The sequence below is a fragment of the Kitasatospora sp. cg17-2 genome (genome assembly GCF_054031055.1).
Genome location: NZ_CM132923.1, coordinates 9,230,203 through 9,250,194, shown reverse-complemented (window position 1 = coordinate 9,250,194; position 19,992 = coordinate 9,230,203). Strand labels below are relative to the sequence as shown.

17 protein-coding genes are annotated in these 19,992 nt (G+C 74.4%); 7 read left to right on the top strand and 10 right to left on the bottom strand.

Going from position 1 to position 19,992, the window contains the following annotated elements; genetic code table 11:
- Positions 1-168: 168 nt before the first annotated feature.
- On the top strand, positions 169-2,025 hold the full coding sequence (locus ACW14Y_RS38825; protein ID WP_456985156.1) for an AfsR/SARP family transcriptional regulator: 1,857 nt from the start codon (positions 169-171) through the stop codon (positions 2,023-2,025).
- Positions 2,026-2,072: 47 nt separating this feature from the next.
- On the opposite strand, the gene ACW14Y_RS38820 is transcribed toward ACW14Y_RS38825, so the two are convergent.
- The 4 genes from ACW14Y_RS38820 to ACW14Y_RS38805 form a co-directional block, all read right to left on the bottom strand.
- Positions 2,073-2,336 carry a hypothetical protein gene (locus ACW14Y_RS38820; RefSeq protein WP_030394572.1) on the bottom strand — a complete coding sequence of 88 codons (264 nt, stop codon included), beginning with the start codon at positions 2,334-2,336 and terminating at the stop codon, positions 2,073-2,075.
- 84 nt (positions 2,337-2,420) lie between these two features.
- The gene (locus ACW14Y_RS38815) at positions 2,421-2,576 is read right to left on the bottom strand and encodes a DUF6131 family protein (RefSeq protein WP_380299674.1); all 156 of its coding nucleotides are present in this window, start codon (positions 2,574-2,576) and stop codon (positions 2,421-2,423) included.
- A 135-nt stretch (positions 2,577-2,711) separates the two neighbouring features.
- Entirely contained in the window at positions 2,712-3,011 is a 300-nt protein-coding gene (locus ACW14Y_RS38810; RefSeq protein ID WP_380299675.1) for a WhiB family transcriptional regulator, read from the bottom strand.
- Between the two features lie 150 nt (positions 3,012-3,161).
- Entirely contained in the window at positions 3,162-3,560 is a 399-nt protein-coding gene (locus tag ACW14Y_RS38805) for an SsgA family sporulation/cell division regulator (RefSeq protein ID WP_380299676.1), read from the bottom strand.
- 299 nt (positions 3,561-3,859) lie between these two features.
- Between ACW14Y_RS38805 and ACW14Y_RS38800 the strand changes: the two genes are divergently transcribed.
- Together ACW14Y_RS38800 and ACW14Y_RS38795 are read left to right on the top strand one after the other, a co-directional pair.
- Positions 3,860-4,276: a hypothetical protein gene (locus ACW14Y_RS38800; protein WP_380299677.1), complete on the top strand. Its 417-nt coding sequence runs from the start codon at positions 3,860-3,862 to the stop codon at positions 4,274-4,276.
- A complete protein-coding gene (locus ACW14Y_RS38795) occupies positions 4,260-8,177 on the top strand; it encodes an nSTAND1 domain-containing NTPase (RefSeq protein WP_456985155.1) in 3,918 nt (1,305 codons plus the stop codon). Before ACW14Y_RS38800 ends, ACW14Y_RS38795 begins: the two co-directional genes overlap by 17 nt.
- A 76-nt stretch (positions 8,178-8,253) precedes the next feature.
- Here ACW14Y_RS38795 and ACW14Y_RS38790 read toward each other — a convergent pair whose 3' ends face one another.
- The 5 genes from ACW14Y_RS38790 to ACW14Y_RS38770 form a co-directional block, all read right to left on the bottom strand.
- The gene (locus ACW14Y_RS38790; RefSeq protein WP_402723242.1) at positions 8,254-8,739 is read right to left on the bottom strand and encodes an ATP-binding protein; all 486 of its coding nucleotides are present in this window, start codon (positions 8,737-8,739) and stop codon (positions 8,254-8,256) included.
- Positions 8,740-8,921: 182 nt separating this feature from the next.
- Positions 8,922-9,320 carry an STAS domain-containing protein gene (locus ACW14Y_RS38785; RefSeq protein ID WP_380299680.1) on the bottom strand — a complete coding sequence of 133 codons (399 nt, stop codon included), beginning with the start codon at positions 9,318-9,320 and terminating at the stop codon, positions 8,922-8,924.
- Positions 9,321-9,435: 115 nt separating this feature from the next.
- Positions 9,436-10,374, bottom strand: coding sequence for an RNA polymerase sigma factor SigF (locus tag ACW14Y_RS38780; RefSeq protein ID WP_456985154.1), 939 nt, complete (start codon positions 10,372-10,374; stop codon positions 9,436-9,438).
- A 139-nt stretch (positions 10,375-10,513) separates the two neighbouring features.
- On the bottom strand, positions 10,514-11,017 hold the full coding sequence (locus ACW14Y_RS38775) for a YfbM family protein (RefSeq protein ID WP_380394036.1): 504 nt from the start codon (positions 11,015-11,017) through the stop codon (positions 10,514-10,516).
- Between the two features lie 90 nt (positions 11,018-11,107).
- The gene (locus ACW14Y_RS38770; protein ID WP_456985153.1) at positions 11,108-11,980 is read right to left on the bottom strand and encodes an SMP-30/gluconolactonase/LRE family protein; all 873 of its coding nucleotides are present in this window, start codon (positions 11,978-11,980) and stop codon (positions 11,108-11,110) included.
- Positions 11,981-12,453: 473 nt separating this feature from the next.
- Here ACW14Y_RS38770 and ACW14Y_RS38765 point away from each other — a divergent pair, with 473 nt between their 5' ends.
- Positions 12,454-14,439: a glycoside hydrolase family 5 protein gene (locus ACW14Y_RS38765; RefSeq protein ID WP_456985152.1), complete on the top strand. Its 1,986-nt coding sequence runs from the start codon at positions 12,454-12,456 to the stop codon at positions 14,437-14,439.
- Between the two features lie 73 nt (positions 14,440-14,512).
- Here the strand turns inward: ACW14Y_RS38765 and ACW14Y_RS38760 are convergent, their stop codons facing one another.
- Positions 14,513-15,643 carry a serine hydrolase domain-containing protein gene (locus tag ACW14Y_RS38760; protein ID WP_456985151.1) on the bottom strand — a complete coding sequence of 377 codons (1,131 nt, stop codon included), beginning with the start codon at positions 15,641-15,643 and terminating at the stop codon, positions 14,513-14,515.
- Positions 15,644-16,054: 411 nt separating this feature from the next.
- Here ACW14Y_RS38760 and ACW14Y_RS38755 point away from each other — a divergent pair, with 411 nt between their 5' ends.
- The 3 genes from ACW14Y_RS38755 (at position 16,055) to ACW14Y_RS38745 (ending at position 19,944) form a co-directional block, all read left to right on the top strand.
- Positions 16,055-17,815, top strand: a complete 1,761-nt coding sequence (locus tag ACW14Y_RS38755; RefSeq protein ID WP_456985150.1) for an outer membrane protein assembly factor BamB family protein — start codon at positions 16,055-16,057, stop codon at positions 17,813-17,815.
- A gap of 242 nt (positions 17,816-18,057) precedes the next feature.
- Positions 18,058-18,561 carry a hemerythrin domain-containing protein gene (locus ACW14Y_RS38750; RefSeq protein ID WP_380299687.1) on the top strand — a complete coding sequence of 168 codons (504 nt, stop codon included), beginning with the start codon at positions 18,058-18,060 and terminating at the stop codon, positions 18,559-18,561.
- Between the two features lie 144 nt (positions 18,562-18,705).
- Positions 18,706-19,944, top strand: coding sequence for a cytochrome P450 family protein (locus ACW14Y_RS38745; RefSeq protein ID WP_456985149.1), 1,239 nt, complete (start codon positions 18,706-18,708; stop codon positions 19,942-19,944).
- The last annotated feature ends 48 nt before the right edge of the window (positions 19,945-19,992 follow it).

Below are 19,992 nucleotides of genomic sequence, written 5' to 3'. Positions count from 1 at the left end.
ACCTGTGTGTGGTGTCGGTGTGCGCCCCTGGACCGCCGGCCGGATCGACGGGCTGTCCCGGAGACGGCCCAAGGCTGCTCGACGGGGCGTAGCAGTCCGATCGCATTCCGCTCGCAGACTGGTAGCATCCGACCGTTCGGGCGGGGGCGACGCTGTCGGGGGGCGGGCGTGCGGTTCGAGGTACTGGGTCCGTTACGGGTCTACGGCCCGGACGGCGAGATCACCGTGGGCGGGCCGCGCCTGCGCGCCGCACTGGCCCTGCTGCTGGTCCGGGCCGGACGGACGGTCACCTGCGACCAGCTGGCCGAGGCGGTCTGGGACACCGCGGTGTCCTCCCGCAGCCGGGCCGCGCTGCCCAGCTATGTGATGCGACTGAGGCGGGCGCTGGGACCCGAGGCCGGCAGCCGGGTGGTGACCCGCAGCGGCGGGTACGCCGTCGAACTGGGCGACGGCGAGCTGGACGTCAGTGCCTTCCAGGAGCTGTGCGAACGGGCGCGGGCCCTGGTGGACGGCGGCGACCCGGGCGCGGCGGAGCCGCTGCTGGGCCGCGCCCTGGGCCTGTGGCGGGGCGAACCCCTGGTCGACGTCCCGGAGAGCGCCGTCCTGCGGGCCGAACTCGACCTGCTGGAGAGTGCCCGGGTCCGGGCCCAGCACCAGCACGTCGAGGTACGGCTCGGGCTCGGCCGGCACGCCGGCCTGCTGGGCGAACTCGCCGCGCTGACCGCGGCGCACCCGTTCGACGAGCGGCTGCAGGCGCATCTGATGCTGGCGCTGCACCGCAGCGGACGGCGGGCGGAGGCGCTGGAGGTGTTCCAGAACGGGCGGCAGGTGCTGGTCGACCAGCTGGGCATCGAGCCCGGGGCCGAACTGCAGGAGCTGCACCGGGGGGTGCTCGCCGACGATCCGGCGCTGCTGCTGCCGGCGGTGGGGGTACCGGTGGCCGCGGGGGCCCGGCAGGGACCGCCGGCCTCCTCTCCCGGGCTGTCCGGGGCATCCGCGCCGTCCAGGGTGTCCGGGGTGTCCGGGGTGTCCGAGCAGGTCGGACAGGTCGGACACCCCGGACGGCCTGGACCGAATGCGCCGACCCCGCCGACCCCGCCGACCGGGGGCCGGGTCCCGGCCCAGGGCGGTCCGGTCCGGCCCGTGCCGGCGGCCGCCGCTCCGGCCGGGCCCCTCGCCCCCCACGGCTCCCCACCGGCGCCCCGGAGCCACCGGCCCCGGCGCCCGCTCCGGTCGTCCGCCTGGGTCGGTGGCGCGGTGGCCGCGCTGCTGGCGGCCTCCGCCGTGTCCGACGGCAGCCCCCCGGTGCCGCACGGCGCGGTCGGCGACCGGTCCACCACCACCTCCGCCGGGAGCCACGGCTTCTACGTCGCCCGGGTGGCCTGGGAGGGGACCCCCGCGGACCTCGTCCACGCCAAGGGCGAGGAGCTGGAGGTCCGCAGCCCGGTCCGGGACGGGGACACCCTGGTCGTCACCGTGCTGCTGGGCGGCGCCGACCCCGGGCCGCTCACCGTGACCGACACCGTCGGCAACCGTTACCGGCTCGTCGGCTACCCGATCGACCGGGACGGCAGCCGGCTGGCGGTCTTCGTATCGGTGCGGGCCAAGGCGATGGACGAGCTCGACATGATCCGGATCCTGTGGCCGGACGCGGCGCAGGGCTTCGCCGCGGTGGACGACTTCCGAGGGGTCACCGGGGCCGGCCCGTGGATCGAGACCACGTCCGACCCGGGCTCGGCCGCTGGCGGGCGCGACCTGACGCTGGGCGGCGACCTGGTCCCGTGCGAGGACGGGGACCTGCTGTTCGGCGCGGTCGGCAGTGACGGCGGGTCCGCGCCGGACCTTCCCGCCGACTGGCACCGGCTCCCCGCCGTCGATCGGCCCGGCGCGCCCCGCTCGCCCGGCCCGGCGGACCTCCGGCTGACGACGACGTACCTGACCTGGAGCGGGGCACCGGAGGCCGCCTGCGAGGGGCGCGGCACCGCGAGCACGGGCTGGCGGGCCGTCCTGTTCCGCCTCCGGTAGCCGTCGGTTCCGGCCTCGGTGGCCGTCCGCCCCGGCCCCGGCGGCCGTCAGGACGACCGCAGCGCCCGCTCGCACTCCCGGCAGCGCTGCTCGGCGAGGGCCGGCGGGTACCAGGGTTCACCGAGGCCCGCCCGGAAGTGGGCGTGTTCCATGCCCGCCGTGTCCCGCCCGCACAGCGTGCGCGGCAGCGGGTCCTCCGGCACGTCGGGGTCCGCCCCGGCCGCGTGCACGCCCAGCACGGCGGGCTCCACCCCGTCCGGGCCGAGCACCTGCCCGGGGTCCAACTCGTAGAGCACGACGATCGAGGCCATGGCACGAGGATCGGCCGCCCGGGGCCGCCGGACACCCCGGGTGGGCTGTTCGTGGGCGGCGGCCGACAGCCGTCGGTGGCCGCATCAGTAGTAGTGGCGGCGTCCGCCGACCTCGTGGCCGAGGGAGCCCGCGATCCACAGCACGGCACCGACGAGAAGGAGGACGATGCCGACGGTCCACAGGATCGAGACACCGGTGACAAAGCCGATGATGAGCAGAATGACGCCGAGGACGATCACGGAAGCCTCCCGGTGGGTTCGGGCGGGCGGGGCCGCGGAGGCCGAACGGCCTGCCGCTCTCCGGACGCGTCCCTGCGTCTACCACCCACGGCGCGGGGCAAACCCGGTCGGCCCGGTCCGCGTAGCACGGCCGCGCTACGCGGACCGGGCGCCCGCCTCGGCGAAGTCGGTGAACAGCACCCGGCGCTCCCCCTCGGTCAGACCGCCCCAGACGCCGTACGGCTCACGGGTGGCGAGCGCGTAGCGGCGGCACTGCACGCGGACGGGGCAGCGGGCGCAGACCGACTTCGCGTGCTCCTCGCGCTCCTTGGCGGCGGTGCCGCGCTCGTTGGCCGGGTGGAAGAAGACGCTGCTGTCGACACCGCGGCAGGCTCCCTCCAGCTGCCAGCTCCACTGCTGCTCGATGGGTCCGGGGAGGCGGGACAGGTCGGTCATGGCGGTCCTTTCCTGACGGATCGGTCGTTTCGTCCGCTCGTCTAACCCGGATGCCGCGGTTCATGCCCGTCTTCACGCGCTCGTGCGCTCATAGCCTCGTCCGCTCGTCCGCCCGTCCGCTCATAGGCTCATGGGCTCATGGGCTCGTGCTCAGGCGGACAGCAGTCGGAGCAGCCAGCCGTCCCAGTCGATCCGTCCGGACTCCGAGCCCACCGGGACGGAGCGGCCGGTCGCGGTGAGGAACCGCGCGAGCGGCCGGGCCGGGGTGTCGAGGAGCGCGACACCGTCCTGGCCGCCCAGCGCGATGAGGACACGGCGACCGGTGGCGCTGGGCTCGATGTGCACGTCCCCGTCCCCCGCCGGCCCGCGCAGCCCGGCGGCCAGCAGCTCCCGCGCCAGGACCCAGACCGTCTCCTCGCCGCCACCGAAGTCCAGCCGGACCGCGTAGGGGTCGCCGGCCTCGTACCGGCACTCGACGGCCAGGTCGCGACCCCGGTCCACGCCGGTGATCAGACGCATCGTCAGGTGTGCCGCCACCGCTTCCGACATCGGCCTCGCCTCCCGCCCTTCCCGTGCCCGACACTGTCGGCGCCCGTCTGCCCGGGACGGCCGCAATCATGCGGCGGCGCGGCGGGCGTACGACGGGCACACCCAGGACCCGTGTCGATCCGGTGCGGAACTGCCCCGCGTCACCACCCGGCCTTCCGCCCGCAAGCTCCCGGTCCATTGACCGATCGACAGATTGCGTTCCGCAGAACGGAGTTGATGTCAACCGGTGGCAGGTGGAAGGTCGCTTCCCTACGATGGATCCCATCGGCTCTTGGGGGGGAACGATGGATCCGCTGGCATTGGCTGCCGGTACGGCCCTGATCGGTGCGATGGCGACCGACGCCTGGCAGCAGGCCCGGGAGGCGGTGGTGAGCCTGTGGCAGCGGGTGCATCCCGAGCGGGCGGACACCGTCCGGGCCGAACTCGGCGAGGTGCGGACAGAGCTGCTCGCGGCGCGAGCGGCCGGTGACGAGGAGGCCGAGGAGGGCCTGGCCGTCGACTGGCGGCGACGGCTCCAGCGGTTGCTGGCGAGCGACCCGTCCCTGACGGCCGAACTGCGGCGGATCATCGACGAGGAACTCTCTCCGCTGCTGCCACCCGCACCGGCGGCGGCAGCCGGGCCGGTGATCACCATGCGGGCGAACGCCTCGGGCAACAGCACCGTCATCCAGGCCGGCCACGACGCCCACGTGACGGGGCATGGAACGGCCCGCTGACGCCGAGTCCGCGTCCGCGTCGGGCCGCGAATCCTTCGGACTGCCGGCGCCCGGCCGGGCGCCGCTTCCCGCGCAGCTCAGACAGGACGCCACGGCGACCGACGGCGGGCAGGTCTTCCAGGCAGGCGGCAACGTCAATGTCTTCCTGTCGCCGAACGGCCGGTACCAGCGGCCCGGCCCGCCCACCGGCGACGCACCGTGCCCCTATCCCGGCCTGGCCTCGTTCGGGCTCGAACAGGCGGCCTGGTACTTCGGCCGGGAGACGCTGGTCCGCGAGCTCGTCGACCGGCTGGCCGAAGGGGGCCCGCTGGCGGTGGTGGCGCCGTCCGGGGCGGGCAAGTCCTCGCTGCTGACCGCCGGTCTGCGGCCGGCCCTGCTGGAGGGCAGGCTTCCGGTGGCGGGGTCCCGGGACTGGCCGCACCTGGTGCTGACCCCGACGGCCGAGCCGATGGACGCGCTGGCCCGGGGGTTGGCGACCATCAGCGGCCGGCCGGCGGAGGCCGAGCGCCGGGCCCTGGCCGAGAACCCGGCGGGCTGCGTCGAGGACCTGCGGGAACGCGTCGGCGGCCGGTTCCCCGGCGCCGGGTCCTGGCGGATCGTGCTGATCGTCGATCAGTTGGAGGAGTTGTTCACCCTCTGTACGGATCCTGCCGCCCGGCACCGGTTCGTCGAGGCGCTCGGACTGCTGTCCACCTCCGGACCGGCCGGGCAGCAGCCGGTGGCCCTGCTCGTCTACGGCCTGCGCGCGGACTTCTACGGCGAGTGCGGCAACTTCCCGGTGCTGCAGGCCGCCCTCCAGGACCACCAGATCTTCGTCGGGCCGATGACGGAGGCAGAACTGCGCTCCGCCATCACCGCCCCCGCCGAGGCCGTCGGCCTGGTACTGGAGGAGGGCCTGGAGGAACTGCTCCTGCGCGACCTGGGCATGTTCCCCCAGGACTCGACCGTGGTCGGCTCCGATCCGGCCGCCTGGTTCACCGCAGGGCGCCTCCCCCTGCTCGCCCACGCGCTCCAGATGACCTGGAGCGCCCGCGACGGGAACCTGCTCACCGTGGCCGAGTACCGGGCGAGCGGGGGGATCCACCGGGCGATCGCGACCAGTGCCGAGCGCAGTTGGACCGGTCTGCCGCCGGCCGCCCGGCAGGCCGCCGAGTCGCTGTTCCTGCGGCTGGTGCGGATCGGCACCGGGGCCGAGGACACCCGTCGGCGGGTGCTCCTCACGGACCTCGATCTGGCGGGCCCCAGCCCGACCGCCGTCGCGCTGGCGGTGTTCACCCGGGACCGCCTGCTGACCACCTCGAAGGAGCGGGCCACCGAGCTGGAGACGGTCCAGATCACGCACGAGGCGATGATCAAGGCCTGGCCCCGGCTCCGGCAGTGGATCGACCGCAGCCGCGCCGCCGTACTGGTCCGTCAGGAGGTCGAGGAGGCCGCCCAGGCCTGGCGCGCGGAGAACGCGGACAGCGCGCTGCTGTACCGGGGGAACCGTCTGGAGGCGGCCCGCAACGCCGCCGGGGCGGCGCCGGACCACGTGAGTTCGGCGGCCCACGCTTTCATCGGGGCGTCGGTACGCCGGGCGACCCGGTCCGCCCAGGTCCGCCGGACGGTCACTGCCGCGCTGGTGGCGCTCGTCCTGATCGCCTCGGGCGCGGCGACCTTCGCCTTCCAGCAGCGCGAGACGGCGCAGACCCAGCGGGACACCGCCCAGCGGGAGCGCGACAACGCCGTGGCCGGCCAGATCGCCATCGAGGCGGACCGGATCCGGCCCTCCGATCCTTCACTGGCGGCCCGCTTCGACCTGATCACCCATCGGATGCGGCCGTCCGACAGTACGTACGCCAACCTGATCGCCACCGAGAACAGCCCGCTCTCCACGGTGGTCCCGGGGGCCACCTCCGGAGCGGTGTTCAGTGCGGACGGTGCCCGGATGGCCACGATCGGGCAGGAGAACGCCGTGCTGCTCTGGGACGTCCGTGACCCGGGCCATCCGCGCCGAGCGGGTGTTCCGCTCCCCGAGAAGGCGAGCTTGCACGGGCGGTTGGCCCTGAGCGCCGATGGCAGGAGGCTGGCCGTCGTCATCGCGGACCCGGATCCGGGAGTCCCGGCCACGTATTCCGCGGTGGTCTGGGATGTCTCCGACCCCGCACAGCCGAAGCCGATCGGCGGGCCTGTCAAGGGTGCGCAGCGGGTCTGGCTCACGCCGGACGGGCGCACCGTGGTGACCGCGGGCGACGAGACCGCGGCGCTGTGGGGCATCTCCGACTCCGGACAGCTGGTACCCCTCGCCACGGTAGCGGGGAGTGCGCTCGCGCTGAGCCCGGACGGCAGGACGCTCGTGCTCGACCGGGACAGCATGCGCCTGGTCGACATCTCCCGGCCCGGACATCCGGAGCCGCTTCCGACGGATGCGCTGGAGTTCGGGGGACCCGAGGGCCCGGTCGCCGTGTTCAGCCGGGACGGTCGGCTCCTCGCCACCACCGGCAGCCAGGGCGGGAACGGCGAGGTCGCCACGGGGTACCAGACCCGGCTGCTGGTCTGGGATCTGACGGACCGGGCCCATCCGGTCCAGCGGAACGAGCTCGTCTTCCCCAACGGCGAAGTCAGCTCCATGGCCTTCGGGGCCGACGGGACGGTGCTCGCGACAGCCGGCCGGGACCGGCAGATCCGGCTGTGGACCTTCACCGGGCTGCGGAACGTCGTGACTGCGCATGCCGCCCTGGTCGCGAGTGTGGAACTGGGGCCTCCGCTGACCGGCTACACCGGCGCTGTGGGGGACGTCGCCTTCAGCCCCGACGGGCTCACGCTCGCTGCTGGGGACGGCAGCACTCTGCGCCTCTGGAGCCTGCCCCGCACCACCTTCGTCGGCAGTGGCTACGTCAGTCGGCTGAGGTTCGGGAAGGACAACCGGACGCTGGTCGCGGCCGGCCCCGACAGTTCGGTCAGGCTCACCGACATCAGTGATCCGAGCAGGCCGACCGGGGTCGGGGGGCCGCTGCCGGGACAGGGCGGCAAGTTCGGCCCGTCGATGGCGCTCACCCCGGACCGGCGCACTCTCGCCACCGTCGGTCCGGGCCCGGTCCTCAGCCTCTGGGACATCACCGACGGCCCCCGCCCCAAGCTGCTGTCGTCGTGGCCGGTGACGTCCGAGGATCCGAAGAGCCTGGTCGGGGACCTGGAGTTCGGCGCGGACGGGAAGACCCTTCGGATCGACACCCGGGACGGGGTCCGCTTCTGGGACGCCACCGATCCGGCCCGCGCGTCGGAGGTCGGGCCGGAGACGCCGGCCGGCCGGTCCTTCGTGTCCCTGAAAGGCACCCTCAGCCCCGACGGGCGCCTGATGGCGGAAAGCGGTGACAAGCCCGGCGACCCCATGCAGCTCTGGGAGGTCACCGATCCGTTGACGGCCGGGAAGCCCGGCGGCGCAGCCCCGGTCGGTGTCGTCGGCCCGTACAAATCGGCCGCGTTCTCCCCGCGCGGAGATCGGCTCGTCGCCTTCTCCGACCGCACCGCCCAACTCTGGGACATCACGGATCCGCACCGTCCGACCGCACTCGGCACCCCGTTCACGGAACCTGCCGACGCCCTCAGCGGGGCGGAATTCGTTCTGGACGGGCGGATGCTCGCGAGTGCCTCGGCCAACACGGTGCGGATCTGGAACGTGGCCGACCCGTCGCACGTCCGGAGCCGTCCGCTGGTGACCCTCCCGGAGCCGGTCACGGCGTTCGCCACCACCCCCGACGGCCGGCTGCTGGCCACCGGCGACGGCGGCCGGGTCCGGCTGTGGGACCTGGACGTCGAGCACGCGGCCCGACGCGTCTGCGCCACCACCGACGGCGTTCTCACCCCGGAGGTGTGGCAGGCGCACTTCCCCGACCTCCCGTTCCGCTCGCCCTGTCCCTGAGGGGCGGGTGGACGGCCGGCCCGTCCACCGCGGGAGGGGCGCCGAACCGGGACGGGCCACTGCAGGCGGTCGAACCTCAGGCCGAGCCCGTTCCGAGCAGTCGGGGGGTGCCGACCTCGGCCCAGATCGTCTTGCCCTCGCTGTGCGGCTCGGCGCCCCAGCGGTCGGCGGTCCGCTGCACGATGAACAGCCCGTGGCCGCCGGGCAGGGCCGGGTTGTGCGGCCGGCGCAGCTCGGGCATCGCGGGGCTGCGGTCGCTGACCTCGACCCGCAGCCGGGCCTCGGTGACGTGCAGGACCAGCTCCAGCGGGCCGTCGCCGTGCAGCATCGCGTTGGCGACGAGTTCGGCGACCAGCAGGACGAGGTCGTCGGCGGCGCCGTCACCACCGGGCGCGGGGGCGGAGGGGAACCACTCGCCGAGCGCCCGGGCGGTGAAGGTCCTGGCGTGGGCGACCGGTTTGGGGAGTCCGGCGAGGGTCAGCCGCCTGCGTTGACCGCCGAGGGGTGCCTCGGGACCTGGCCGGTGCGGGTCGCCGTCCAGGGTTCCGCGGCTCATCGTCATGCGAGGGCGCCCTTTCGGATCGTTTCGGATCGACGGCGATCTGTCGCGTGGTCGGATTCCCGGCAGTCCCGGAATTATGCCCGCTGCGGGTGCGACGAGGGTACGCATCCGGGCCGAAGCCGCGGGAACGGCCGAAGGCCGACGTCCGGTCGCGCCCCGGGCGGCGGCCGGTCGCGCCGGGCTCATCCGGCCAGTGCCCCGGCCACCGAGTCGTGGATCGAGAACACCGCGCGGGCGCCGGTCAGGTCGAACACCCGCATCACGGTGGGCGGCACGGCGGCGAGCCGCAGCTCCAGCCCGCCCCGCTCGGCCGCGATCCGGGTCCTCAGCAGCACGTTCAGGCCGGAGGAGTCGCAGAAGCCGACCCCGCCGAGGTCGATCACCACGGCCCCAGGGCCCTGCGCGACCAGCGCGTCGAGCGCCTCGGCGGCCGGCGCCAGGGTCTCGATGTCGAGATCGCCGACGAGGACGCAGAGCTTCGCGCCGCCGGGCCCGGAGCGGGTCTCCACCACCAGTCCGGGACGGTACGGCGGTACCGCCGCCAGCGTGCTGTACCCCGGGTCGTTGTCGGATGGCATCATCGTCGTCCCCTCCGTGTCCGTGCCCTCCGACGATACGGAGGCCGTGCCCGTCGGCCAAGTGAAGGGTTTGTGGTCAGGGCCGCCACGCCCGGGGATTCCGCGCCCGACGGCCCTCTCAGCCGTCCTCCAGGCCGTCGCGCAGCTGGCCCAGGGTGCGGGAGAGCAGCCGGGAGACGTGCATCTGGGACAGGCCGAGCCGGGCGCCGATCTGGGACTGGGTGAGGTCCTCGCAGAAGCGCATCGACAGGATGCGACGCTCGCGTTCCGGCAGGGCGGCTATCAGGGGCTTCAGCGTGACCAGGTCCTCGACCAGGGCGAGGCCGTGGTCGTCGGCGCCGAGCTGCGCGCCGAGCGGCCCGGGGCCGTCGCCGTCCTCGGTGGCGAGGCCGTCGAGCGAGCCGGCGGTGTGGCCGTTGGCGGCGGTCAGGCCCTCGACGACCTCGTCCGGGGTGATCGAGAGGTGCTCGGCGAGTTCGGCCACGGTCGGGGCGCGGTCCAGGCGCTGGGAGAGCCGCTCCTGCGCCCGGGCGAGCGCGATCCGCAGCTCCTGGAGGCGGCGGGGCACATGGACGGCCCAGGTGGTGTCGCGGAAGTGCCGCCGGATCTCGCCGAGCACCGTCGGCATGGCGAACGTGGTGAACTCCACACCGAGCGAGGGGTCGAACCGGTCGATGGCCTTGATCAGGCCGACGGCGCCGACCTGGAGGAGGTCCTCCTTCGGCTCGCGGTGCGCGTCGAAGCGCCGGATCGCGAACCGCACCAGGGAGAGGTTCATCTCCACCAGGGTGGCGCGGACGTACGAGTACTCCCTGGTCCCCTCCTCCAGCGTGGCCAGTCGGCGCAGCAGCTGCCGGGTGAGGTCCCGGGCGTCCGCGGGCGCGACCTCGCGCGGGTCGTCCACCGCCGCGAGCTCGGGCGGCAGCAGGTCCCGCAGGCCGGCGCCAGTGCTGGCGCCGGTGCCGGGGGTGCGGCCGGGTCCGTCGGCGCCGGGAGTCGTCGCGGGCGCCGCGGGCCCGTAGGGGTCCGCCGTCGGGGCAGCGGCGGAAACGAGCATTTCACCGGTGATGGCCACCATGGGAGTCCTTCCGTCGTGTCGGCACGGTCCTGGCCCGGTACCCCCGATCGGCGGAAGGATGCAGTTACCCCGTGTGGAGATTCGGTGAACTGCGGCGGACCGGTCGCCCGGGGCGTCGTCATTCGATCCAGACCAGCACGCCGTGCCGACGGGTCGCCACCGCGCCGAGGAAGTCGGCCAGGGCACGGCACTCGGCCGTCACCAGGTGCAGCGCGTCCTCGGAGTCCCACAGTCCGTGCGGGTAGATCCGGGCCTCGGCGAGGTCGGTTGCGGTGATCCCCTCCGTCAGCCGGCCCGGGTCCAGCTCGGCGAACGTCCCGGCGGCGAGGCGGACCCGGTCGGGGGTGATCAGGCACGGCGGACCGTAGCCCCAGTCCTCGGCGCCGGGCAGCTCCGCCTCGCCGTACACGACGTCCACCGGGAACTCCCGGCGGCGGAGCAGGAAGTCGAGTGCCTGCCAGGCCCTGCCGGTGCCGTGCAGCCGCGCCCACGCCCCGCCGGACCGGCCGTCCCGCGCGCCCTCGTCCAGCTCCTCCGCGAACTCCCGGGCCCACTCCGGGTCCTGCTCCGCACGCTCCAACTCTCCGGCGCTCAGGCGGAGATACCTCCCGATCATGCTCATGGCCGCAGCCTAGGACGGGGTACCGACAGCGGACGCCGACCGCCGACACCGACCGCCGACCGCCGACGCCGGCCCGGCCACGGCCGGGTGTCAGCGCGCGCGGTAGCCGACGGCGGCCGGGGCGGCGGCGTCGACGGGGACGGCGAGCACGGCGCCGGACGGGGCCGGTGCGTCGGGGAGGCCCAGCCGGGCGGTGGTGACGAGCAGCCGGCCGCCGGTCGGCGGGAGGCAGACGGAGGTGGGTTGCGACGCCGGCAGGGGGACGACGGCCGAGAGGGTGCCGTCGGGCTCGTAGCGGTGGACGGCTCCGCTCCCCCAGATCGCCACCCAGAGCCGGCCCTCGGTGTCGACGGTCATGCCGTCGGGGGATCCGCCGTCGGTGATCCGGGCGAACTCCACCATGTCCAGCGGGTTGCCGTCGGCGTCGAGGGTGCACCGGTGGACGACGCCGGCGGTGCTGTCGGCGACGTGGAGCAGTCGGCCGTCGGCGCTGAAGGCCGGGCCGTTGACGATGGTCAGTCCGGTGAGGACCCGGTGGACGCTGCCGTCGTGGTCGGTGCGGTAGAGCGAACCCGCGCCGGGGGTCTCGTCGTACGCCATGCTGCCGGCCCAGAAACGGCCCTGCGGGTCGCAGACGCCGTCGTTCATCCGCACGGGGACCGCGGCGTCCTCCTCCGGGCGGGCCAGCCACTCGGTGGAGCCGTCCGGGCCGAGGAGGGCGATGCCGGTGCCCGCCGCGGCGATCCAGTACCCGGGGCGGCCCTCGACCGGCGCCACGGCGCCCAGCGGCACGTCCAGGCGCAGGAGTTCGCGCGGCGTCCCGGGCGCGGTGCCGGAGACCTCCAGGAGCCGGCCGGCGAGGATGTCGGTGAAGACCAGCCGACCGTCGACCCATCGGGCGCCCTCCCCCAGCTCGTGGGTGCCGGGGGCCCAGACGACGGGCTGCTGGTCCTGGTCGGGCATGGTGGTGGGTCCGTTCTGCGAGGTCCGGTCGGGTCGGGGGTGCCGTCGACGCCCGGATTCTCCCCAGGTGTCCGCCACGGCCTCACCGTAGTCCGCGTGACGGGCGCTGAGAAGATCCGCACCGGCCCCGGCCCCGGCTCCGGCCCCGCCCCCGCGCACCACCCGCCGTTCGCCCTCTCCCGTTCGCCATCGGCCGTGCACGCACCGACCGCCGTGCGCAGTTCGCCGGACAGCTCGGTTTCCGCCACCGGGAGTTGTCCGTACAACATCGCCGCCGCTGCTAGCCTCCGGCGCGACCATCGGTACGGGCCCGCCCGGGCGGCCGTCCGCCTCCCCGGCACCCGTACCCACCGTCCGACGCGCCGGGCCGCTGCGGAGTCCCGGCCGGGCGGACGGGGCATGAATGGTTGTTGCACCAGTGGTTGTCACATCCATGCCAGGCCAACCCTCACCCATCACCCTCACCCACCGGGATGACCATGAACACATTCGCGCGCCGCGCGCTGGCGGCGGGGGCCGCCCTGCTCGCCTGCGTCGCCGTGACGGCGGGGACCGGCACCACCGCCGGAGCCGCAGGAGCCGCCGGAACGTCCGGAACCGTCGGAACCACTGCCTCCGGTGCGGCCGGGGCGGCCCCGGCGGTCCTCGACGGACCGGCCCTGGCCGCCTCCTGGACCGGCCCGCTCAGCACCCGGGGCCGCTACATCGTCGACGCCACCGGCGCCCGCTTCAAGCTCAGGTCCGGCAACTGGGCCGGCGCCCAGGGCACCTGGCAGGGCAGCGGGTCGACCACCGACCCGGCCAACAACCAGGCCGGGCAGGTCTCCTACAACCTGCCGCTCGGCCTGGACCGGGCCCCGATCGCCGACATCCTGGGCGGCTTCCACCGCCTCGGCATCAACAGCGTCCGGCTGCCCTTCGCCAACGCCCTCCTGCACGACCCGAGCACAGTGCCGGACGTCGCCGTCGCGGCCAACCCGCAACTGCGCGGCAAGACCCCGCTCCAGGTGTTCGACGCGGTCGTGTCGGCGCTGACCGCCGACGGCTTCGCGGTGGTCCTCAACAACCACACCACCAGCTACCGGTTCTGCTGCGGGCTGGACGGCAACGAGCGCTGGAACAGCGGCCAGTCCACCCAGCAGTGGATCGACGACTGGGTCTTCCTGGCCGGCCGGTACAAGGACAACAAGCGCGTGGTCGGCGCCGACCTGCGCAACGAGGTCCGCCGCGACACCTGGGACGACCCCAACTGGGGCCTGGGCGACAGCCACGACCAGTACGCCGCCTTCGAGGAGGCCGGGAACCGGATCCTGCAGACCGACCCCGACCTGCTCGTCGTCATGGAGGGCATCAACTGGTACGGGATACCGGCCGCCGTGTTCAGCCACGGCCGGCCGCAGCTGACCCCGGTCCGCACCCTCTCCAACGCCCTGGTCGACTCCGGCAAACTGGTCTACTCGGCGCACTTCTACGGCTACACCGGCCCCGCCAACACGGGCGCGGCGAGCGGCTCCGCCGGCTCCACGGGCGACCCGCGCTACCAGGACTTCACCCCGGCGCAGCTGGCGCAGGTCGTCAACGACGAGGCCCTGTTCGTCACCGAGTCCGGCCAGCACTTCACCGCGCCGGTGTGGATCAGCGAGTTCGGCGCCGGCGGCCGGGGATCGACCGACGCCAAGGAGCAGGCCTGGTTCGACAACTTCACCCGGATCCTGGCCGCGAACGACACCGACTTCGCCGTCTGGCCGCTGGTCGGCTGGCACAGCAACGGCGTACCGAACGACAGTTGGGCACTGCTCGACTTCGACACCGCCGGCCGCCCGCTCAGCCTGGAGGACCAGGGCGACTGGCGCGCCCCGTACTGGAACCGGCTGATCACCGCGCCCTCGTACACCGGCCAGGTCGCCCCCGCCCCGCACTGGGGCCTGCTCGACCTCGACCACGCCGACCTCGACCTCTCCCGGCGGATGCTCGCCCGGCCGGACTGGAGCCCGGGCAACCGCAAGGGCAACTGCCCCGACGGCCAGCGGCTGGTGGGCCTCGCCCGCAGTGACGGCCGGGGTCTGTGCACCGACGCCGGGCAGCCCGCGACCGGCGGCGGCGACTGGACCACCGTCACCGACGAGCGCTATGTGACCCACGGCGACTGGGCCTCCGGTTACAACAAGCTCCAGTGCCCGGACGGCACCTTCGCCGTCGGCTACAGCGTGAACTCCAACGCGATGGCCGCGCTGCTCTGCGCACCCGCGACCGCCGCCCTGCCGGCCGCCACCCGGACCCTGTGGTTCGACCACGGCGACAACCGCCCCGCCAACGGCGGCTCGTCCGGCAGCGACTGGGCCCCCGGCTACTACAAGGGGCAGTGCGGCGACAACGAGTACCTCGCCGGCGTCGCCTTCACCTGGAAGTGGCTGCACCGGGGCGTCCCGGACGCGGTGCTCTGCCGCCCGCTGGGCTGACGGTTCGTCAGGGGTGGTTCACCGGACGGGCGCCGTCCGGTGAACCACCCCGCCGACAGCGGGCGCTGCCGGGTCACCGCCCGCGGCCGTCCCGGAACACGGCCGTGATCAGCGCGTCCAGCGCCCCCGGGAACACCTGTGCCGGGTCCGTCTCGGCGTCGCCCGTGGTCAGCCCCGCGGTGAGGGTCCGGCTGCCGTCCGGGGAGGCGATCATCAGCGCCCCGTAGCCGCCCGGGGCACCGCCGTTGTGGTGCACGATGGTGCCGTGCTCCGGGCCGAGGTCCTGCACGAACAGCCCGAGGCCGTAGCCGAGCATCCCGTGCGGCGTGCGCATCTCCTCCAGCAGCGGGGCCGGCAGCAGTCGGCCGCCCAGCAGCGCGGAGAAGAAGGTGTGCAGGTCCCGGGTGGTGGAGATCATGTCGCCGGCGCCGATCAGCAGCGAGCTGTTCTGCCGGGTCACGTCGACCACCTTCCACTCCTCGCCCTCCTGGTAGCGGGCGTAGCCGTGCGCGTGCGGCTCGGGAAGCTCCGGCGAGTCGCCCGGCACCAGGGTGTCCCGCAGTCCGAGCGGCTCCAGGACCAGCCGGTGCATCGCCTCGGCGTACGGGCGGCCGCCGACCGCCTCGACCAGCAGCACGGCCACCGTGTAGTTGGTGTTGGAGTAGTTCTGGGCCGTGCCCGGCTCGAAACCGGCCGGCCTGGCGAGCGCGAACCGCACCAGCTCCTCCGGCCGGTAGGTGTGGAACCGGTTCTCCACCCAGGGCCCGCCGATCGAGGGGAGCCCCGGCACGAAGTTCCCGTCGGCGTCGAGCTCGCCGGTGTAGTTGTACAGCCCGCTGGTGTGCTGGAGCAGCATCCGGACGGTGATCCGCCCGTCCAGGCCGAGTTCCGGCAGGTACTCGGCCACCGAGGTGTCCAGCCCGATCGCGCCGTCCGCGACCAGCCGCAGGACCAGCGCCGCGACGAAGGTCTTGGTGCTGCTGCCGATCCAGAACCGCCCGTCCACCGGCGGCAGTTCGGCCTCTCCCAGCTCCCGCACCCCGGCGGCGCCGACCCAGGCGCCCCGCTCGTCGTGTACCCGGAGCTGGATCCCGGCGAACCCGGCGTCGACGAACGCCTGTGCGGCCGCCCGCAGTTCGGGGCGCTCCGGCCCGGCGGCCGACGACGGGGCGGACGCGTCCTGGGGGGTGGTGTCGACGGACATGGTGGTGCCTCTTCTCGTATCGCGAGCGCTTCCGGAACGACCCTCGCAGGGCGTTCGCGTATCTCTGAACAAGATGGACGCTACATTGCGTTCATTGATCAGTCAACGGTGCATGGCACTCACAACCGCTAAAACAAGGGGTTAATGACGCCTTCATTGCAATGGATGTGAACTCAACGCAACGATCGGCCTCACGAAGCGTTGCAATGGCTTGCAGTGAACGCCCCCCGGGCCCACCGGCCGCACGGGCGCCGGCCCCGAGCACGGGCGCCGGCCCGATGTTGCGGTTCGGTCGCAATGGGCGGCCACCCGGGGCCACCGGTGGCCGCCCCTGCCAAGGTTGGGTGTCGACAACCGTGCCGGGGGGGCGCTTTGAGCGAGTCTGATCTTGCCGCGACCATTGTCGGGCTCATGACGGACACAGCATCGGGAATCGCCGGAAGCGCGGGCCGGGTGATGGGCGAGGCCGTGGGCGACCTGGTCCGGCGTCGGCTCTCCTCGCAACCGGACGGCCGGGCCGCTGTGGAGGCTTTCGACGCCGGGCCTCAGGAACCGGCCGCCCAGGCCGAGTTGTGCCGGATCCTGGTCCGTGTCCTGTCCACCGAACCGCCGTTCGCGGTCGAGCTCACGGCGCTCGTCCCGGCCCCGGCCCCGGCGGTGCCGCCCGTCCCGGTCCACCCGCCGGCGCCACCCGCCCCGCCGGAGCCGCCGCGCATCGGCCGGGACGGCATCATCATCGACGGCCGGTCCCGCAACCGGGGGAACCTGGCCCTCGGTGACCAACTGATCCAGAACGTGCGCCGGGGCGACGCCAGGACGGTGCTGATCCTGATCGCCGCGCTGGCCCTGGTGGTCGCCATGGGGTACGGCGGCACCAAGATCCTCACGGACGACTCCCCGGCCCCGCCCGCGGCCTCGGACGCCTCCGGCCGGTCCGACGCGGGTGTCGGCGTCCCGGACCCCCAGGGCGAGCCCTCCGGCGGAGATCCGGCGGCGACCGCCGGTCCGTCCCGGACGCCCGCGTCCGGCTCGTCCGGCCGGTCGGGGCCGGTACCGGTCCGGGCCGACCCTCCGACGCGGTTCACCCCGGTCCTTCGCGAGAACCTCACCGCCGCGGACGCGGCCGTCGTCCTGGACGGCGCCGATCTGATCACCGTCACCGACGGCCGGAAGCTCCAGGTGACGGCCGTCCGCGACGGCCGGGTGCTCGCCGCCATGACCTCCGCCGGGCGGCTCCCCGACCGCCGACCGGGCGACCCGTCGGCGACGGACGGTGTCCCGGGGCGCCCGGGCGTGGGCGCCTCCGGCGACCGGCGGTTCGCGGTGGCGGCGTTCCCGCTGACCGTTCCGGGACAGGGGACCACGACCGACCACTACGCCGTCGAGGTCGACATCCTGGACCTCGGCAGCGGCAAGGAGGCCGGCCGGGTCCGGATCGCCGAGGGCGCGGCCTCGGCGGACGCGCCGACCGTGGCGGGCGTGAGCGAAGGCCGGGCCCTCGTCGTGGTCCCCAGCCTGACGGGCCCGCCCACCAGCTACGCGGTCGACCTGACCACCGGCTCGGTCGTGTGGACGCTGCCCGGATTCGAGGCCCTGCTGGTGCAGGTCGGCACCGTCACCGGTGCCTCGCGGACCCGCGTGGAGGGCGAGGACCGCACGGAGGTGCAGGCCGTCTCGGCGAAGGACGGCACCGTCCTGTGGAAGGCCCTGGCCGACAGCGCGGGGTTCGGCCTCTCCGAGTTCGCCGGCGACAAGGCCCTCGTCGCCCGGGGGAAGACCTCCACCCTGCTGTCCACCGCCACCGGCGAGACACTGCCGCTCCGGTTCCTGGACGCACCGGGTGCCCGCATCAACGACTGCTGGTTCGACGGCCGCACCACCACGGTGTGCAGCGTCGGACGGTACGGCGGGTCCGAGCTGACCGGCGTCGACGCGGCCGGGGGCGACGTCCTGTGGCGGATCCAGTCCACGGCCGGACCCGGGGAGCGCGTGGCACCCGATGTGACCGCGGCCTGGCACGGCGCGGTGTACGGCCGCACGCAGCGGGGCCAGGACGTGGTGCTGGACGCCAGGACCGGGCAGGACCGGGAGCTGTCACCGGGCGTCGCCCCCTATCTGGTGAGCGAGTACGCCGCCGTCGCCAAGGGCAACCTCTACGTCTCCGCGGGCTGAGGCGGACGCCGACGCCGTCGGTCCGCGCGGACCCGGGCACGGCCCGACGGACCCGGGCACGGACCGACAGACCCGGGCACGCACCGACAGACCCGCGGACCCGCGGACCGGCGGACCGCCCAACGGGGGCGGCGGGCGCTTGCCCGGAGTGCCGGCGGTGTGATCGGATCGCGGCGGCATCGCGTGCCGGTGACGGACTGCGTCAGGCATGGAGGTGCGACAACCGAAGGGACGGCCCGAACGTGGCTTCCCAGGACGGCGGCCGTACGGTCGCCCTGAGCCGGCAGCTCTCGCTGGCGCACGACGAACTGCGTCGCCTGATCAACGACCTCAAGCACGACCTCGAATCCGGTGCGGGGCACCGGCGCACGGGCGGAGGCGGAACGCTCGCCGCCCACTGTCTGGCCTTCTGCAGCGCCCTGGAGACCCACCACCGGGGCGAGGACGACGGACTGTTCGCGCAGTTGGTGCGCGAGCGGCCCGATCTGGCGGGGACGGTCGCGAAGCTGGTCGAGGACCACAGCTTCATCTCCTCGATCCTGACCCGGGTCGCCGAACTCGCCCGGCAGGCCGCCGACGGCGACGGCCCGGGCCCGGACGAGGCGATCGGGCGCGAACTCGACGGGCTGGCGGCGATCATGGAGTCGCACTTCCGTTACGAGGAGCGGGTGATCGGCGCGGCGCTCGACCGGACGGTCCCGGAGGGCGACTGGCCGGAGCCGGTCTTCCGCCCGGTCCGGACGTGATCCCGCGACCGTGACGCGCGCCGGGCGGCCGCGCCCCGCTCCCCCGGCCCGGATCCGTCCGGGCCGGGGCCGGGCCGGCCGCCCGGCGGGGCGTGGACCGGGGCCCGTGTCGGAGCCCTCGGGGCGCCCGGCGAGAATGGCCCGGTGACCACAGTTCTGAACCCCGCCGACGCCGCGTTCGCCCGCGACCCCTACCCGTACTACGCCGGGCTGCGCGCACAGGGCCCGGCGGCCCGGGTCGACCTGTCCAACGGGACCTCGGCCTGGCTGGTGACCGGCTACCGCCAGGCCCGGGCCGTGCTGGCCGACCCCCGGTTCTCCAACGTCCCGGCGCCGCGGGCCGGCGGCTCCGCCCGGGTGGGACCGGCGGCCGGAGCGCGGTCCGTGCTGGAGCGCCACATGCTCAACACCGACGGCGGCGAGCACCGCCGCCTGCGCCGACTCGCCTCGGTGGCCTTCACCCCCCGCCGGGTGGACGCCCTGGGCGAGCGGATCGCCCGGCTCACCGAGGAGGTGCTCGACGGGCTCGCGGAGCGCCTCGACCGCGAAGGCGTCGCCGACCTCGTCGACGACTTCGCCTTCCCGCTGCCCGTCCTGGTGATCGGCGAGATCCTCGGCGTGCCCGAGCAGGACCGGGCGGACCTGCGCAGCTGGACCTACCGGGTCGGCTCCCCGGCCGGCGCCCTCGCCCCCGGCGAGATCGACGACGCCTGGCAGAGCCTGCACCGGTACTTCACCGGGCTCATCGCGGCCAAGCGCGAGCAGCCCGGCGAGGACCTGTTCAGCCTGCTCGCCGCCGACGAGGACGCCGAGGCACTGGACGACACCGAACTGCTGGCGATGGCGTTCCTGCTGCTCTTCGCCGGCTACGAGACGACCATGAACCTGCTCGCCTCCGCCTCGCTGCTGCTGCTCGGCCACCCCGGCGAGCTGGCCTCGGCCCGGCGGGAGGGCGAGCCCCGCTGGGGCGCGGTGGTCGAGGAGACGCTGCGTCACGCCAGCCCGCTGGAGGGCACCACCTGGCGGCGCACCAGCGAGGAGGTCGACCTCGGCTCCGGCACGGTCGTCCCGGCGGACTCCTCCGTCCTGGTCGTCCTGGCGGCCGCCAACCGCGACCCGGAGGTCTTCCCCGACCCCGACGCCTTCCGGCCCGACCGGTTCGCCCCCGGTGACGGCCGCGCCCTGCCGCACGTGGCCTTCGGGCACGGCCCGCACATCTGCCTCGGGGCCCGACTCGCCCGGCTGGAGGCGGCGATAGCGCTGCCCCGCCTGTTCGACGCCCTGCCCGCGCTGTCCCTCGCCGCCGACCCCGCCGCCCTGCCGTACCGGCCGGGCCTCCTGGTGCGCGGCCCCCGCAGCCTCCCGGTGCGGCGAGCGGAGTAGCAGCGGAGCGGATCCGCCCGGTCCCCGCGTTCCCCTCCCTACGTCAAG